General features: G+C 60.0%; 14 protein-coding genes and 1 riboswitch. Of the genes, 4 read left to right on the top strand and 10 right to left on the bottom strand.

Going from position 1 to position 16885, the window contains the following annotated elements; translation table 11 throughout:
- Positions 1–231 precede the first annotated feature (231 nt).
- Positions 232–1365 carry a coiled-coil domain-containing protein gene (locus ACESWY_RS03245; protein ID WP_117770125.1) on the top strand — a complete coding sequence of 378 codons (1134 nt, stop codon included), beginning with the start codon at positions 232–234 and terminating at the stop codon, positions 1363–1365.
- Positions 1366–1402: 37 nt separating this feature from the next.
- Here the strand turns inward: ACESWY_RS03245 and ACESWY_RS03240 are convergent, their stop codons facing one another.
- From ACESWY_RS03240 to ACESWY_RS03220, 5 genes are all read right to left on the bottom strand, one after another.
- Positions 1403–2782: a serine/threonine protein kinase gene (locus ACESWY_RS03240; RefSeq protein WP_175406013.1), complete on the bottom strand. Its 1380-nt coding sequence runs from the start codon at positions 2780–2782 to the stop codon at positions 1403–1405.
- Between the two features lie 97 nt (positions 2783–2879).
- On the bottom strand, positions 2880–3302 hold the full coding sequence (locus ACESWY_RS03235) for an XRE family transcriptional regulator (RefSeq protein ID WP_373093612.1): 423 nt from the start codon (positions 3300–3302) through the stop codon (positions 2880–2882).
- 32 nt (positions 3303–3334) lie between these two features.
- Positions 3335–3778 (bottom strand): FxLYD domain-containing protein, encoded by a 444-nt coding sequence (locus ACESWY_RS03230; RefSeq protein ID WP_055309781.1) that lies wholly within the window; start codon positions 3776–3778, stop codon positions 3335–3337.
- A 164-nt stretch (positions 3779–3942) separates the two neighbouring features.
- On the bottom strand, positions 3943–4263 hold the full coding sequence (locus ACESWY_RS03225) for a hypothetical protein (protein ID WP_373093610.1): 321 nt from the start codon (positions 4261–4263) through the stop codon (positions 3943–3945).
- A gap of 2 nt (positions 4264–4265) precedes the next feature.
- A complete protein-coding gene (locus tag ACESWY_RS03220) occupies positions 4266–5453 on the bottom strand; it encodes an amidohydrolase (protein ID WP_373093608.1) in 1188 nt (395 codons plus the stop codon).
- Between the two features lie 146 nt (positions 5454–5599).
- A riboswitch (Lysine riboswitch) is annotated at positions 5600–5768 on the top strand.
- A gap of 65 nt (positions 5769–5833) precedes the next feature.
- Between ACESWY_RS03220 and dapA the strand changes: the two genes are divergently transcribed.
- From dapA to dapD, 3 genes are read left to right on the top strand one after another with little or no spacing between them, the layout of a single operon-like run.
- Positions 5834–8143, top strand: a complete 2310-nt coding sequence (gene dapA, locus ACESWY_RS03215) for a 4-hydroxy-tetrahydrodipicolinate synthase (RefSeq protein WP_373093607.1) — start codon at positions 5834–5836, stop codon at positions 8141–8143.
- A complete protein-coding gene (gene dapB, locus ACESWY_RS03210) occupies positions 8136–8876 on the top strand; it encodes a 4-hydroxy-tetrahydrodipicolinate reductase (RefSeq protein ID WP_373093606.1) in 741 nt (246 codons plus the stop codon). The genes dapA and dapB overlap by 8 nt, the downstream gene beginning before the upstream one ends.
- A 39-nt stretch (positions 8877–8915) precedes the next feature.
- Positions 8916–9635 (top strand): 2,3,4,5-tetrahydropyridine-2,6-dicarboxylate N-acetyltransferase, encoded by a 720-nt coding sequence (gene dapD, locus ACESWY_RS03205; RefSeq protein WP_373093604.1) that lies wholly within the window; start codon positions 8916–8918, stop codon positions 9633–9635.
- A 252-nt stretch (positions 9636–9887) separates the two neighbouring features.
- Here the strand turns inward: dapD and ACESWY_RS03200 are convergent, their stop codons facing one another.
- The 5 genes from ACESWY_RS03200 to ACESWY_RS03180 form a co-directional block, all read right to left on the bottom strand.
- A complete protein-coding gene (locus ACESWY_RS03200; protein WP_022094136.1) occupies positions 9888–10892 on the bottom strand; it encodes a nucleoid-associated protein in 1005 nt (334 codons plus the stop codon).
- Between the two features lie 111 nt (positions 10893–11003).
- Positions 11004–12164, bottom strand: coding sequence for an Mbeg1-like protein (locus ACESWY_RS03195; RefSeq protein ID WP_373093601.1), 1161 nt, complete (start codon positions 12162–12164; stop codon positions 11004–11006).
- 127 nt (positions 12165–12291) lie between these two features.
- Positions 12292–13242: an L-lactate dehydrogenase gene (locus ACESWY_RS03190; protein WP_349128607.1), complete on the bottom strand. Its 951-nt coding sequence runs from the start codon at positions 13240–13242 to the stop codon at positions 12292–12294.
- 201 nt (positions 13243–13443) lie between these two features.
- Complete coding sequence (locus tag ACESWY_RS03185; RefSeq protein ID WP_117745888.1) at positions 13444–14607, bottom strand: pyridoxal phosphate-dependent aminotransferase; 1164 nt, start codon at positions 14605–14607, stop codon at positions 13444–13446.
- 118 nt (positions 14608–14725) lie between these two features.
- Positions 14726–16705, bottom strand: coding sequence for an NAD(+) synthase (locus tag ACESWY_RS03180; protein WP_373093598.1), 1980 nt, complete (start codon positions 16703–16705; stop codon positions 14726–14728).
- Between the last annotated feature and the right edge of the window lie 180 nt (positions 16706–16885).

Raw genomic sequence — 16885 nt, 5'->3', positions numbered from 1 at the left:
TAAAACCCCACGTTGAGATGGCTTTTACAGCCCAAAACTCCTCTCAAACAGGGCTCTGTAACGTTAAAGTTGAACTCTATGGTTTCTCAACAATTCATCATAACTGCAGGTCAAAGCCAAAGCCTCAAGTTCAACTTGACCCTTTGGGACCTTTAAGGTTCAAGTTGAGGTCGAAAGCAGTAGTAGAATACCGTTCGAACCATAACCTACGATTGATTGCAGAGGGACTGGATGCAGCATTCGAATCATCGCACCGCAGCGCTCATTGCGTCGAAGCCGGCTCGTATCATCACGAGCGCCGCGCTCGCCGTTGCGCTGACGGCCACGCCGATGCTCTCCCCCGTTGCGGCGTATGCCGCCTCGCAGGCAACGCAGGACCAGCTTTCCGCAGCCCAGCAGAAGATCGAAGCCGCTACGAGCGCCTACAACGACGCCCGCACCAAGCTCGATGACCTGCAAAAGCAGATTGACTCCAATGAGGCAAGCATCGAGGAAATCGAGGCTAAGCTTCCCGAGCAGCAGGCCAAGGCAAGCTCCGCCATGCGCGATCTGTACAAGTACCAGAAGGGCACTAACCCCATCGTGAGCTTCCTGGTCAACGCGCAGAGCCTGGGTGAGTTCATCACGACCTGCAAATACACCAACCAGATCACGAGCTCGAGCGTCGACGAGATCGAAGAGCTCAATAATATGCAAACCGAACTCGAGCAGAACAAGGCCGAGCTCCAGCAGGCCAAGTCTCAGCTTGAGGCGGAGCAGAAAAACGCCGAGGATGCGCTGGCGCAGGCCCAGCAGCTCCGCAGCGAGGCACAGGCAAAAGCCGAGCAGGAAAATGCCGCCGAGCTTGCCAAGCTTGAGGCCGATAAGGCCGCTGCCGCCGAAAAGCTCTCGGGCGAGGGCGTAAGCGGCAGCAATTCCAGCAGCCAGGCCACCAACACCAACACCACCATCGACACCACGGTGAACAACGCCAATACCGGTAGCTCCGATTACGATTCGTTCATTAATGAGTGGACGAGCCGCATCGACAATTATCTCGCCGGCTCCCCCATGGCAGGCCAGGGCTATAACTTTGCCGTCGCCGCTTGGAATACCGGTGTCGACCCCCGTTGGTCCCCCGCCATCGCCTGCATCGAGAGCACCAAGGGTGCTTATTGCGCCAATTCTTACAACGCCTGGGGCTGGAGTGCACGTGGCGGCGGTTGGCGCAGCTTTGGCAGCTGGAGCGAGGGCATCTCCGCTCACGTTGCCTATCTGGGCGCCAACTACGGCTCCACCCTTACCCCGGCAGCGGCCAAAAAGTACTGCCCGCCCACGTGGCAGGACTGGTACAACAAAGTCGCCGCTCAGATGAACCGCATCTAAGTGCAACTGCAAAGGGCCCCAATGGGGCCCTTTTCTTTTAGGTAGCGGAGGTATCGACGACGCCGGTCGCATTGGCAACCGCGACTATGACGATCATGCATAGGAGCAGCACACCCAATGCCTTGAGCAAGAGCTTCGCGAGCTTCTTGCCGCGATAGCTGTCGAGCAATGCGAATCGCCGACGAAGACGGCGCTTATCGAGCAGCGCAAAATGCATAAGCACCATAAGGCCATCGACAAAGAAAAAATACTCGATTATGAGAAGCCACGTCGGGTAGCTTTGGTTTGCTCCCGTGGGGTGAAAGACGGCAAAGTGGCTACCGGCAAAGAACACAAGCAGCGAGAAGCAGACGAGCGTATTCCAAATGCGCCCCAGAGACTCCGGAACGCGAGAGAGCAGACCGCATGCAGCGGAGGCGGCAGGGCCAGGAAGCCCTGCGGGTTTCTGGAGCCCTTGGGACGCCAACACTGTCTCCGAGTCTGGAGTACGGACAGGCGCAGGCGCAGGAGGCCGCACGGGGCGACTCAGATCGTATGCCGCGCGCGTCGCCCGTCCCAATGCTTCCGCACTCGCAAAACGCTTGGCCGGATCGAGCGCCATCGACATGCAGACGGCATCGGAAAGTGGAGTGGGAATACCGCGCGCCTCGCATTGCTCGCGCATGTCGAGCCCTGGTTTAGGGTCGACTCCCGTCAAGCAGAAGAACAACAGGGCGCCCAGCGCGTACACGTCGCTGCGCACACTCGTCTGCCCAAACCCATACTGCTCGGGCGGCGCATAGGGTCGCGTGCCAAACTTGACGGTGTCGGCATCGGCGCCATCGCGCCATACGCGCGCGATTCCCAGGTCAATAATCACCAACGACGAGAAGGTCATGCCAGCATCGGCCGCATACCTCACGCCCGATACGATGATGTTCGAGGGTTTAAGGTCGCGATGGATTACCGGTACCCCTGGCTCCCCCGCAGCTGCAAAACCAGCATGCAGCTCGCCCACCGCTTCACACAGAACGGGATACAGCTCGCGGGCATAATCGGGCGTCGCGCCCAGGCGCCCCACGAGCGCCTCGAGCGTCTCGCCTTCGACATATTCCATCACCACATCGAGCTCCTCGCCCGCGCGGCGGCAATCGACAATCCGGGGTAAGTGTTCAAAACGGCGTCCGGCCCGCTGAGCCGCAAACAGGCGCTCGTAGGCCCCGCCAATCTGCGCCGAAGCATCGATGCGCTTGCGGACAAAGGGACCGAGAGACCCGCCGCCAGAGCCCTCAAAATAGACGAGTTCGGTCGTCTCGACATCCGAGCACTTGAGCACGCGCTCCACACGATAGCTGTCATCGCGGTCGAGCGACGCCAAATGCTCGGCAAGTGAAGCAGTCAGCTCGTCATCGGAATATGTTGGGCTCTGAGTATCCATGGCGTCCATCATAACGCAGGGTGCGGACACCCCATGGTGTCCGCACCCTGTTCGTTCGCATAGTTGTTTCGGCAACAGCCAGCTCAGCCATTAGCCACTAACTCACCGTTTCCTCGCCAAAGCGATACAGCTCTTCATTGACCTTTTGGAGGCTACAGCCACGGTCGATGCAAAAGATAATGATTGCATCGCGACGGTCCTTGCAGTTTAGGACGCTCACTCCGGCAGCCGTCAGGGCGCGGTTAGTCTCCTTCATCGACAGCGCCATTGCAAAGGCAATCTGCAGCACCTTATTGCGGCTCGGATTGCGCGAACCGGTAAAGATCTGATAGCCAAAGGTCTCATTGAGATCGGCCATACGAACCACGCGCGAGCGCTCCAAGCCCTTTTCCTGTAGTAGCTGCTTCAGGTAGTCCGAAAGCGACGGGGCGGCAAAGTCGTGCTCTTTGATATAGCCATCGATGTTCGGCGCGTCGAGAAGCTCATTGAGCAACTCCTCGGTCAGCTTTTTATCGGGCATACGACTTCACCTCCCCCAGTGCATACAACATGCTAGAAACCGCTTACGTCCGAACGCTCCCAGCTAGCAACCTGGTCGGGAGACACCGTACCCAGCGCCTCGAACTTCCAAGAGCCGCCCGCCTTCAGATGATTGGTGTTTGCAAGAGCCGTTCCAACCTGGTTGCCATCGGCATCATACAGAACATATTCGATCTGAATGTAGCTCTTTTCCTTGTCCGTGTTATTGGTCAGCGTGCCCGTGATCTTATAGGCAAACTGATTGGAGGTGTCTTCAGCCTCGTCAGCAATGGTATACGGTTCTTGCGGTTCTTTTTGCTCCTCAGCCTGCTGTGTCGCCTCGGCAGGCTTTGCCGAATCGCTCGCAGACGAATCGGTTGAATTGCCACCCATAGAGCCCACGGCACCGACAATAACCAGCACCACGATGACGCCTAGGACAATCTTGCCGATCGGCTTCTTTCCCTCTTTTGCCATTATTCATCCTTCCTACGATCCGGCTACCGTGCCGGTACACAGCACATCGTAGGAAGGATTGAACTTGAATTCATTAGCTGAGAGCTAAGGCTGCGGTAAACGACCAATGCAGTTATCCAAACGCCGAGCAAACGCACTGCGCGCGACCGTCTGCTGGCAGTGCATCAACCCACCGTGACGGATTCCCCGGTAAAGGCACTGATCATCAACAGGACAAAAAACACCAGGTAGCTGACACTCAGCGGGTACGCAATAATCAGGAAGACGACCCAGCCGACATTGGTTTTACCGTCGGCACGGCGTTGTTCGCGATTGCGGCAGAGCCAAATCGTCACGCCAATAGCCACAATCAACAGCACGAGTGCCGCTGCTGCCAACCCGGCAAGCGCAAACATCACGCCAATGCTCACGGCAATAACCGGAAGCAGCAGCAGGCCGCACCCGCACCCACCAGGACTATACACGGCAGTCTGTCGGCGCCTCATCATCACTCCAAGTCAAGCAATCGTTTGTAGACATCGAGGCCTTTGAGCAGAATTTCCTCGTCAAAGAGCATGGTATCGGTATGCAGAGCGCTCGCGGCATAGGCGGGACAGCCATCCGAATCGCTCGGGTTTTCTTGACCCTCCGGCACGCCCGTGCCCAGCAAGCAGAACACGCCCGGCAGATGACGCTGATAGAACGCAAAATCCTCGGCGATCAGCAGCGGCTCGTCCACAAGTTGCAGCTCGGACAAGGCAGGCGCAATGCAGGCAAACAGCTCGGGGTCGTTATCGACTGGCGGATAGCCCTCGGCAAAATCGAGATCGTACGTGCAGCCCGTTGCGGCGCAGGCATCGTCCAACACGCGGCGCACGCCCTCGCGCGCACGGTCGAACATACCGTCCGTAAACACGCGCAGACTGCCAGCCACATGGGCCTCCCCTGCCACCGCATTGCAGACGGTGCCGGCCTGAAGCAGGCCGAACTTACCAATGCAGGGCTCGTCGGCACCCAACTCGTCCATGAGCTCGCGCTCGGCAACCAAGAACTTGGCAGCCGCCAGTGCCGCATCGTGCGACTCCTCGACTGGAACGCCGTAGGTCTTGGCGATATGGATGCTCGCGCCATGGATATGAATGTGCGTCTCGCTTGAGCGCGCCAGCAGCGGACCGGAACAGCTTGCCAACGTGCCGGCGGGCAAATCGGGCCATACGTGGAAGCCAAAAATGCGGTCGACGCCATAGCGCTCGAATACGCCGCTCTCACACACCGTCTTGGCGCCACCGGTCGTTTCCTCGGCCGGCTGGAACACAAAGAGCACGTTGCGCTTGATGACGCCCGGTTGCTCGCGAATCGTGCGGTCGACATGCGTCGCGGCGGCAAGCGCCATGGCCATGTGTCCATCGTGTCCGCACGCATGCATCTTGCCGGGATGGGTCGAGGCAAAGGCCGCACCCGTCGCCTCCGCGATGGGCAGCGCGTCCATATCGGCGCGAATCGCCGTGGCATGCGCGGCGCCCGTGCCAGCGTCAAAGAAAGCGCAAACACAGCTGGGGCAGGGATGGACCACTTCACAGGCAAGCGAGGCGAGCACGCCCTCTATATAGGCTATGGTTTGAGGAAGCTCGAAATCGAGCTCCGGAATGCGATGCAGGTCGCGACGATAGCGACGAAGTTCTTGGAGCTCGGTCATAAAGGTTCCTTTCATAGGTGCGCGCCAGTTGCCATCTTATTGTGCCGCAAGATTGCCACACCCTTATTTCCAGCATATCCCTGCATTTTTTAAACGTTATATACGAATACTCTTGTTTGGTAAAGTGTAACGTGGTAGGGTCGTTACCACTTGATAGAGGCGCGGGCACGAAGATCCGCGGGCGAGTCGGCAGACTTTGACCCCGTGGGGAGGCGAAACCCGCCGAACTGGGTTTTTCGGGCACGAACAACCTGGTGGGCCTGCGGGAAACACCCGCAGGACTGTCTGCAGCAATGCGGGAGCGCTATCCGGACATGGGGTCCACGCTATGCGGATTCGATGCGTCGATGGCGCCGTCTGGATAGCGAGGTTTACGGGACATGGCATTGACCCCCAACGAGGCGTATGCGGCCAAGCAGCCGTTTGTGGACAAGAAAACGCTCGAGCATATCGTCGAGCAGTTTCCCACGCCGTTTCATCTATACGACGAGGCGGGCATCCGCCGCAACATGCAAGAAGTACGCGACGCCTTTGCATGGAACCCGGGCTTTAAGGAATACTTTGCCGTCAAGGCCAATCCCAACCCGGCGCTCATCTCCATTCTCAACGAATACGGCTGCGGCTGCGATTGCTCGAGCTATACCGAGCTCATGATCGCCCGCTCGCTGGGCATCACGGGACACGACATCATGTTCTCGTCCAACGACACGCCGGCGGCGGATTTTGCCCTTGCAGATAAACTGGGCGCCATCGTCAACTTTGACGACATCAGCCATATCGAGTTCTTTGAGCGCGTCGCGGGCCCCATTCCCAAGACGGTAAGCTGCCGTTTTAACCCGGGCGGCCTGTTCCAGCTCTCTAACGGCATTATGGACAACCCCGGCGACTCCAAGTACGGCATGACCACCGAGCAGCTCTTTGAGGCTTTCCGCATGCTCGAGGCCAAGGGCGCCGAGAATTTTGGCATCCATGCCTTCCTTGCCAGTAACACCGTCACTAACGACTACTATCCCAAGCTCGCACGCATCCTCTTTAAACTTGCCGTGCGCCTGGAGTGCGAGACCGGCGCACATGTCGCCTTTATCAATCTGTCCGGCGGTGTGGGCATCCCCTACCTGCCCGAGCAGCAGGCTAACGACATTCACGCCATCGGCGAGGGCGTACACGCAGCCTACGACGAGATTCTGGTCCCCGCCGGCATGAGCGATGTGGCGATCTGCACCGAGATGGGTCGCTTTATGATGGGCCCCTACGGATGCCTGGTCACCAAGGCCATCCACGAAAAGCAGATCTACAAGGACTATATCGGTGTCGACGCAAGCGCCGTCGATCTGATCCGCCCTGCCATGTATGGCGCCTACCACCACATTACGGTAATGGGTCAGCCGGGCGGCCCTGACAAGACCGCAGCGCCGGTCACGAACACGTATGACATCACGGGCAACTTGTGCGAGAACAACGACAAGTTCGCCATCGATCGCGAGCTGCCGCATATCGACATGGACGACCTGCTTGTGATCCACGATACCGGCGCGCATGGCTACTCCATGGGCTACAACTACAACGGCCGTCTGCGCTCCGCCGAGGTATTGCTGCGCCCCGACGGCTCGGCAGACCTCATTCGTCGCGCCGAGCGCCCGGGCGACTACTTTGCCACGCTCGACGTGCTGCCGAGCGGCCGAGAGCTGCTGGCAAAGTCGCGCGCCGAAAGTGCCCGCCGTCGCGCCCAAGACGAGCGCCTGGCCGTCGCCACTCAATGGAACAAACGCATCCAGATCGCGGACGCGAAGGAGAAGAACATGGACATCCGCAATCTCGAGGGCTCAATCGTCGCCCTTGTTACGCCATTTAAAAAGGACGGCAGCGTCGACTTTGACGCACTCGAGCGCCTTATCGATTTCCACCTGCAAAACGGCACCGACGCCATCCTCACCCTGGGCACCACCGGCGAGAGCGCCACGATGACCGATGACGAGGACAACTCCGTTGTCGCCGCCGTGGTCAAGCAGGTTGCAGGACGCGTTCCCGTCATCGCCGGCTCGGGCTCCAACTCCACGCAAACCATGCTCACCAAGTCGCTCACCTACCAGGGCTTGGGCGCCGATGGTCTGCTGCTCATTACCCCCTACTACAACAAGTCCAATGAAGAGGGTATCTATCAGCACTTTAAGACCGTCGCCGACGCCGTGGACATCCCCTGCATCCTGTACAACATCCCCGGCCGCTGCGGCTGCGGCATCAGCGAGCGCAACGTAGGGCGCTTGGCCGCGCATCCCAACATCATGGGTATCAAGGAGGCCTCGGGCAACGTCGCCTACGCGGCCAAGATCGCCCACCTGCTGTCCGACGACTTCCGCATGTACTCGGGCGAGGACGCTCTTACCGTGCCGCTCATGAGCCTGGGCGCCTCGGGTACCATCAGTGTGTGGGCCGATGTTCAGCCGCAGCTCGTGCATGACATGTGCCGCGCCTATCTGGACGGTGACGTGGCACGTGCCCGCGATATCCAAATTGCCGGCCAGCCGCTCATCAACGCCCTCTTTAGTGAGGTCAACCCCATCCCCGTTAAAGAAGCGCTCGCTCAGATGGGTATGATCGAGGCAAACTACCGCATGCCGCTATGCCCCATGGCCGACGACACGCGCGCTGCACTTACCGATGCTCTGAAGGGAGCTGGTCTGCTTGATTAAGACTGTCATTATGGGAACGGGCCGCATGGGCTCGCTCATCCGAACCACCGCCGAGGGCGTTGTCGACGCCGCAGGTCAGCCCGTTTTTGATATCGTCGCCCAGATCGGTTTTGACCTGTCCGAGCTCGAGAGCGCACCGGCAGCCGACGTCATCATCGACTTCTCGAACGTCGTGACCTTCGATGCCGTCGTCGCCTATGTCGAGCGCACGGGTGCCGCACTCGTTTCCGGCACCACAGGCTATTCGCCTGAGCAGATGGACCGCCTGCGCGAGCTGGGCCAGAACGCCCGCGTCATGCACTCGGGCAACTACTCTATCGGCATCGCAGCCCTGCGCCATCTGGTGGCACAGGCCACACGCGAGCTGCCCGGCTTTGACTGCGAAATCGTCGAGACGCACCATAACCAAAAGGTCGACGCCCCCAGCGGCACTGCCAAGTTGTTGCTCGACGCCGTCGTCGAGGCCGAGCCCGAGGCAGGCTATCACCCCGTCTATGGCCGCGAGGGTATGTGCGGCGCGCGCGACCCCAAGGAGATCGGCATGCACTCGCTGCGCGGCGGTACTGTCGCCGGCGTGCACGAAGTGAGTTTCTTTGGCCAGGACGAGGAGGTCACGCTCACCCACCGCGCCACGAGCCGTCAGATCTTTGTCAACGGCGCCTTAGCGGCCGCGCAGAAGCTCGTCACCCGCGAACCCGGCTTCTATACGTTCGACCAGGTCATGTTTGCCTAACCAGGTATCAACCGAATCCACCCAAAGGAGAGATAGCAAATGAGCAACGCACCCGAGATGGATGCACAGGAGATTATCAACTACATCGCCACCGCGCCCAAAAAGACGCCCGTCAAGCTGTACGTGCGCGAGAAGCCGGGCATGAAGGTCCAGTGGGGCAATGCACACGTCTACGGCGGCCGTCGTGGCAAGACCGTCTTTGGCGACTGGGATGAGCTCAAGGCCATCCTCGATGCCAATGCCGACTCCATCGACTACTACGACGTCGAGAATGACTGCCGCAACTCCGCCGTCCCCATGCTCGACCTTAAGGGCATCAACGCCCGCATCGAGCCGGGCGCGATCATCCGCGACCGCGTCGAGATCGGCGACCGCGCCGTCATCATGATGGGCGCCATCATCAACATCGGCTCCGTTATCGGCGAGGGCTCTATGATTGATATGGGCGCCGTGCTGGGCGGCCGCGCCACTGTGGGTAAGAACTGCCACATCGGCGCCGGCACCGTGTTGGCGGGCGTCGTGGAGCCCGCCAGCGCCACGCCCGTCATCATCGAGGACGATGTCATGATCGGCGCCAATGCTGTGGTCCTGGAGGGCGTGCACGTAGGCAAGGGCGCTGTCGTTGCCGCCGGTGCCGTATGCGTCGAGGACGTCCCCGCCGGCGCCGTCGTGGCCGGTGTCCCCGCCCGCGTTATCAAGATGCGCGACGAGAAGACTGACAGCAAGACCGGTCTCGAAGAGGGCCTGCGCCAGCTGTAGGGTTACGCGGTTTTACCAAACCGCGCAACGGCTCGACGCTACAAACGCCCCTAAGCGGCAATCTGGCGTTCAATCGTCGGGCATGACCAGAAGGTCAATGCCCTCCTCTTCCACGTCACCTTGCTCGCTTAGGGGCGTTTTCGCTGACGCATGCTCAACCTGCGGCGCAATGTCGGCAACCAAGCCGAAAACAAAAAAGGCCGAAGTCCCGAGGGGTTTCGGCCTTTGTTTTCCGCAGCGTCCAAGCGCAGTTTATCGGTTCTCGATGCTGCCGATGTTTTTGAGCTCGATGGAGATGAGGCCGTTGGGCTCGTTGACAAACTCGATGTACTCAGAGTTCGAACCCATCTCGGCCGGGAAGCTGATCTCGATACCCGTGTCGGTACGGATCTTATGATTGCGCACCGCCGCGCGTTCGACCTGCTTGCGCTCCACGGGCACACGCTCAGGCACCTTCTCCTCGGTCAGTGCCGCGCGCACGCTCTCCTTGATAACCGGTTCGTCCTCAAAGACCTCGTCGACGATATCCCAAGGCGGCAGCTCCTCGTCATCCTCAACCTTCTCGGCAACCGCAGCCTTAACCTTGGCGAGCGCTACGGCCGTGTTGGCACCGTGCTCCTCGGCGACTTCCTCGACCACACGCGTCACGGTGTCGATGACCTCCTTGCCCGATACGCCCGTGTCGCACTGCAGCAAGCCATCGGGGATAAGCATACGGTCCTCGCCGGCAATCTTGCGCTTCTTGTCCACGTAGCCGATCTCCATGGTGCTCGCACGCACGATGGCATAGCTCGGCACCTTTTGCGAGGGGTTCGGCAGAATGGCGTAGTGGCGCGCGATGTCGTTGCGCACCTCCCCCTCCTCGCGGCCCACTTCGTGCATAAAAGCCTGCTTGGAGCCCAGCAGCATCACGGCAAACCAGCGGGCATCCTCATCGTCGTCAAAATCGGCCACGAGCACGTCGGTGGACTCGGCTTTCTCGGCCTTGGTGAGCTCGGAGGAGATAAACTCCGCAATCTGCTGCGACAGGTCCACGAACTCGCGCTCGCCAAAGAAATAGCCCTTGAGCTCGCCGCCAAACGCAGAGTTCTCGGCAAACGTAGCGCGTTTATTGTCGGCCGAGGTGCGTGCGCGGCGCAGATGTGTGGTCACGAAGTTGCGCACGGTACGGCTCTCGATATCGAGCTCGCGCTGGCTCATGACGTTGACGGCAGAGTCAAAGTCCAGGATATGCAGAATCGCGTGGTTGATTTTCATATACGGCATTCCGTTCTAGATCGATTTCGGCACGAACCAGTATAGCGGTCGAGCCCGCCCCAGGCGCATCGAAGATTGGTGCATCGGGGACAGGTTGCTTTGCGCCAATGGCTAGCGCAGGAGCTCAGACTGCCAAGCCTCGAGCTGTTCTGCCAAACTCTTGCCGGCAGCGGGCATGTCGATCTGAGGGCGTTTGGGCAGCAGTGCGCATTTAAGGATTGCCACGATGGTCTGCGAGACAAAGCGTCGTGTATCCTTGTCAAAGCCTTGCGCAGCCTGGAGCATCACGGGCAGGCTCTCGCGCAGATTCCCAGCGATATCCGCAAACCGCTCAGCACCCGTTGCCTCAAACACGGAGAACAACGCATCTACAAAACGCTCGCGCTCGCCAGGCGACACTGCAAGCAGCATCTCGCGAATGGAGCCATCAACATATCGAGCACCGGCGGACAGGCGCTCACAGTACACGAAGTCGCGACCATCAACCACCCAGCTAAAGGGATTGTGCTGCAGCAGGCTGAACTCGGTGCTCTCAACGATGGCATAGTCCTCCTGTGCCTCGAACATCATGCCAAAGATCGACGACCGAGGTAGCGTCTTGTCGATTCGACCGGAAAGATCGGCAAAGGCGTCGCCGTTCAGAAACTCCTCGACGAAGCCCGGGCCATCATGGGAATACGCCCGTTCGATTCGCTCACGGGCGACATCGGAGCACATCGCCGCACCGTACACCGCAAGGTTTCCACCCTTGGAATGACCTCCGCACAAAAGCGGCCCGTCAATCGCATCCGCCGCCTCGTCCACATAACGTGCCGCGGATTCCTGGGCCGGCACAGGACACCGGAACGCCATGTTAAAGTCCTCTTTCCAGCCCACAATCGTGCTGTCGGTCCCCCGGAAGGAAAGATAGCTAAACCCTGCCGGAAACCGAAACGCCATGGCTGCAAACTGCTCCGTCGCCACTACATCGCTCACGGCACGATAGCCGCAAACGTGCACGCCACGGTAGCGAGGACTTGCTGCCACGGCCTCCAACAAGGCCCTGCTCCCCTCCGGGTCCCACAAGTCGTCAATCATGTCCCGGTAGCACTCGGCACGCAGCAGCTCGCGTACGTCTAGGCCCTGCCAGTTCGTCAGCTCCGCCATATCACCTGGCAAACGCAAATAGGACAACCACGCAAAGACCAGGCTATCCACCGCGCAGAACGGCCGCTCCTCAAACGGATCAAACGCCGTCTGGGCATAGGTCAAAAAATTAGGCGAATCCGACATGGCCCTCCCATCAACTATGGTGCATTGGGATGGTGCATTGGGGTCAGGTTACTTTGCACCAAAAAGGCGCCCGGGCCGTGTGGACCCGGACGCCTTCATTGTAGCTTTTCGCTCTAGCGAGCTTGATTTAGCAGGAAAAATCGACGCTGTCGATGATGTCCTTGAGGGCCTTGGCGGAGACGGTGAGCTCATGCTGCTCGTCTTCGTTCAGCGGCACGGGGACGCGGCAGACAACGCCGTCGCGGCCAACGACGGTCGGCATGGAGATGGCAAGATCGGACAGGCCATACTCGCCCACCATGAGCGAGGAGACAGGCAGAACGGTCTGCTCATCGCGCATAACGGCGGTGCAGATGCGCTTGACGGCCATGGCGACGCCATAGTAGGTGGCGTGCTTCTTCTCGATGATGGTGTAGGCGGAGTTCTTGACGTCCTCGGCAATGCGCTTCTCGGCAGCCTCATGCTCCAGGTGGCCGTGAAGCTCACAGAAGGTGTTCAGCGGAACGCCGGCAACCTGAGCGCTGGACCAAGCGACAAACTCGGAGTCGCCGTGCTCGCCCATGACATAGGCCTGGACATCGCGCGGGTCAACCTCGACGTGGGCACCAAGCATCTGCTGCAGGCGGCCAGTGTCGAGCACGGTGCCGGAACCGATGACGTGGCCCTCGGGCAGGCCGGACATCTTGATGGCGGCGTAGGTCAGAACATCGACCGGGTTGGAGACGATGAGCAGAATGCCGTCGAAGCCGGACTTCTTAATCTCGGGAATAATGGACTTAAAGATGCTGACGTTCTTGTTGACCAGGTCCAGGCGGGTCTCACCGGGCTTCTGGGCAGCGCCAGCGGTGACGACGATCATGGCGGCGTCGGCGACATCGGAATAATCGCCGGCGTAGATCTTCATCGGCTCGGCAAACGTCATGCCGTGCGCGATATCCAGGGCCTCACCCTCGGCGCGGTTCTTGTCCACGTCGATGAGGACCATTTCGGAGAACAGACCGCTCTGCATCAGTGCGAACGCCGAAGACGAACCGACGAAACCGCAGCCGACAATAGCGACCTTCTTCTCGTTAACCATTAGAAACTCCCATCTCTCTCCACAAACAAGCCGCCCGGGAACGACCCGAGCGGCTTGTCGTAATCCCAATACATCCAATCGGGACTCTGATTATGCTCCTATTCGCAGCCAAAAATCGACCGTTTACCGAAATTGTTTGCAGGATTCGTAAAATAACTGCACGAAATCGGTTTCGAGCTATTGACGAGTCGAAATAGCCTTCTAATACAGGCCCGCTTCGCGAATGGCCTCGACAGCCAAAGCGATCTGATCAGGCGGCAGAACCAGCGCCATGCGCACGTGCCCCTCGCCCGAAGGACCAAAGCTCGCACCCGGCGTCACCACAACGCCGGCCTTCTCCATGAGCTCCTCGCAAAACGCCATGGAATCGGTGCGACCACCGGGAAGCTTGGCCCACACAAACATAGAGCCATGCGCGTTGGGTCGCTCCCAGCCCAGACCCTCAAGACCGTCGCACAGGGCATCGCGGCGCTCCTGGTACTTCAGACGCTGCGCCTCGACCTCATCGCGCGGGCCATTAAGGCACGCGATGGCGGCCTTCTGGATCGGGAAGAACATACCAAAGTCAATCTGGCTGCGCAGCTTGGCAAAGGCAGAGACCACGTCCTCTCGGCCGACCAAAAAGCCGATGCGGGCACCGGTGACGTTAAACGACTTGGAAAGCGAGAAAAACTCAACGCCCACCTCGAGCGCGCCGGGATACTGCAAGAAGCTGCCGCCCGGCTCGCCGTCGAACACGATGTCCGAGTATGCGTTGTCGTGAACGATCAGCAGGTCGTGCTCGCGGGCGAAAGCGATAATCTCCTCGTAGACCTCGGGCGTGCCCACCGAGCCGACCGGGTTCGCAGGCAGCGACACGATCATATACTTGGCACGATCGGCGACCTCGGGGTCGATGCCCGCCACATAGGGCAGGTAATTGTGCTCGGCGACCAGTGGATAGTACTCGAGCTTGGCGTCGGCGATCTTGGCGCCCGCCTCAAAGACCGGATAGCACGGATCGGGAACCAGAATGGTGTCACCCGGATCGAGCAGGGCCAGGCCCAAATGGCCCACGCCCTCCTGCGTGCCGTTGCACGACTGCACCATAGACGGCGTAATGCCCGAAACGCCAAAGCGGCGCTCGTAGTAATCGCACACGGCCTGCTTAAGCTCGGGCAGATCGCGCAGGGCATACTTCCACATCTCGGGATCTTGGGCCGCCTGCGTGAGCGCCTCGACCACGTGGTCGTACGGCTTAAAGTCGGGCGTGCCCACGCTCATGTTGTAAATGGTCTTGCCCTGAGCCTTCAGCGCGAGAAGCTTGTTGTTGAGCGAGGCGAAGACCTCCGCGCCAAAGCGGTCGAGACGCTGCGATGCCTGCATGGTGCCACCTTTCGATATAAAAAACGCGGCGCTCCGACAAGAGCGCCGCGCGATACGGGCCATCAGATTGCAAAAGTGTAACGCTTACAACCCCCGTATTGGTTCAATTTAGCCAACCTTAGTCAACTGGATTGAGCGCGTCGATCTGCGCAAGCCACAGACGCGAGCTAGCGTCACTCGGCATACGCCAATCGCCGCGCGGGCTGAGCGTCACCGAGCCCACCTTGGGACCATCGGGCAGACAGCTGCGCTTAAACTGCTGGGCAAAGAAGCGACGGTAGAACGTACGTAGCCACGTGTGGACGGTCTTGGCGTCGTAGACGCCCTCGAAGCTCTTGAGAGCCATGCGGTAGATCTTGCCCGGCTCAAAGCCAAAACGCAGCAGGTAGCAGAGGAAGTAGTCGTGCAACTCGTACGGGCCCACCAAATCCTCGGTCTTCTGCGCAATCTCGCCGTCGCCCGTGGGCGGCAGAAGCTCGGGGGACACCGGCGTATCGAGGATATCGAGCAAGACCTCGGCAATGCGCCCGCCAAAGACATCGGCGGCATAGCGTACCAGATGGCGCACAAGCGTCTTGGGCACGCTCGCGTTGACGGCGTACATGCTCATGTGGTCGCCGTTATAGGTAGCCCAGCCGAGCGCCAGCTCCGACAGGTCGCCCGTGCCAATGACAAAACCGCCAGCCTGGTTGGCCAAATCCATCAGAATCTGCGTACGCTCGCGCGCCTGGCTGTTCTCGTAGGTCACGTCCTGCACGGTCGGATCATGCTCGATATCCTTAAAGTGCTGCTCCACGGCAGCATGGATCGAGACCTCGCGAAAGCTCACGCCTAGGTCGCGAGCGAGCGACTCGGCATTGGACTTGGTGCGGTGCGTCGTGCCAAAGCCGGGCATGGACACGGCCGTGATACCGGTGCGCGGCAGGCCCAAGGCGTCGAACGCACGCACGGTCACGAGGAGCGCCAGCGTGGAATCGAGGCCGCCCGAAAGGCCGATGACGGCCGCCTTGGTGCCCGTATGGGCAAGGCGGGTCTTGAGGCCGGCGGTCTGCAGGTCGAGGATAGTCTCGCAACGCTCAGCCAGATCACCGTGGTCGGCCGGCACAAAGGGAGCGCGGGGGAAGACTCGGTCGATGTCGAGCGCATCGCGCAGGACAGGTTCTTCGGCCAGTACGCCCTCAAACGAAAACTCAACGGTCGCGGATTCCGGCGCATTGTCGGTGCGCGTCCACGTCGTCGAGCGACGGCGCTCGGCAACCAGGCGGTCAAGGTCAACGTCGGCGATGGCCATATCGCAGGTAAGCAGTTTGGTCGCGGCGAGCTTGGAGCCGTTTTCGTAGACGAGGTTCTCACCCGCAAAGACCATGTCGGTCGTGGACTCGCCCTCGCTCGCGTCCGCGTAGGCATAGGCGCAGTACAGGCGCGCGCTCTGATTGGAGATAAGGCTGCGGCGGTAATCTGCCTTACCGATAATCTCGTCCGAGGCCGACGGGTTGAGAATCACCGTCGCACCGGCAAGCGCCATCTCGGTCGAAGGGGGCGCCGGCACCCACAGGTCCTCGCAGACTTCAACGCCCAGCACCATATCCTCGGCACCCTCATCACAGCAGCGGTAGACAAGCCCCGAACCCAGCGGAACCGGACCCTGACCGGCAAATTCAACCCACACGGGATCCGCAGGCGACGGAGCAAACCAGCGACGCTCATAGAACTCGCCATAGTTGGGCAGATACTTCTTGGCCGTGAGGCCCAAAAGCTCGCCCGCGCAGCACACGGCGGCACAGTTGTAGATATTCTCGGCAACCGCAACGGGAAGACCGATGGTAAAGACGATCGGCAGCTCACGGGTTTCATCGAGGATATGCACCAGAGCAGCCTCGCAGGTATGCAGCAGTGTGCGATTATGGAACAGATCGGCCGCGGTATAGCCAGTCAGATTAAGCTCGGGCAACACCAACGCGCGAACGCCACGCCCGGCAGCATCGCGAACAGCCGCCAGCGCAACCTCGGCATTGCCCTCGACATCGGCCACGCGAATCTGCGGCGACGCCGCCGCCACACGCAAAAAGCCATCAGACTGAGAAAGGTGAAGATTCATAAGAATGCTCCCGTGCGTAGACGCCATTCACAACAATTAGCAAGTCCTATTGTAGTTCAACCGCCGGGTGGAACCGCATCCCACCAACTTGGTGAGCAATTGATGAGTTGATGGTATCTGTTAAATGTCACGTACGATTCACATCTGGTGGGTACCCTGATGGCTACACGAAACGAAGCA

Source organism: Collinsella aerofaciens ATCC 25986, from assembly GCF_964237925.1.
GTDB lineage: Bacteria > Actinomycetota > Coriobacteriia > Coriobacteriales > Coriobacteriaceae > Collinsella > Collinsella aerofaciens_BJ.
The sequence above is the reverse complement of the archived record's forward strand: the minus strand, read 5'-3'. Positions and strand labels throughout refer to the sequence as shown.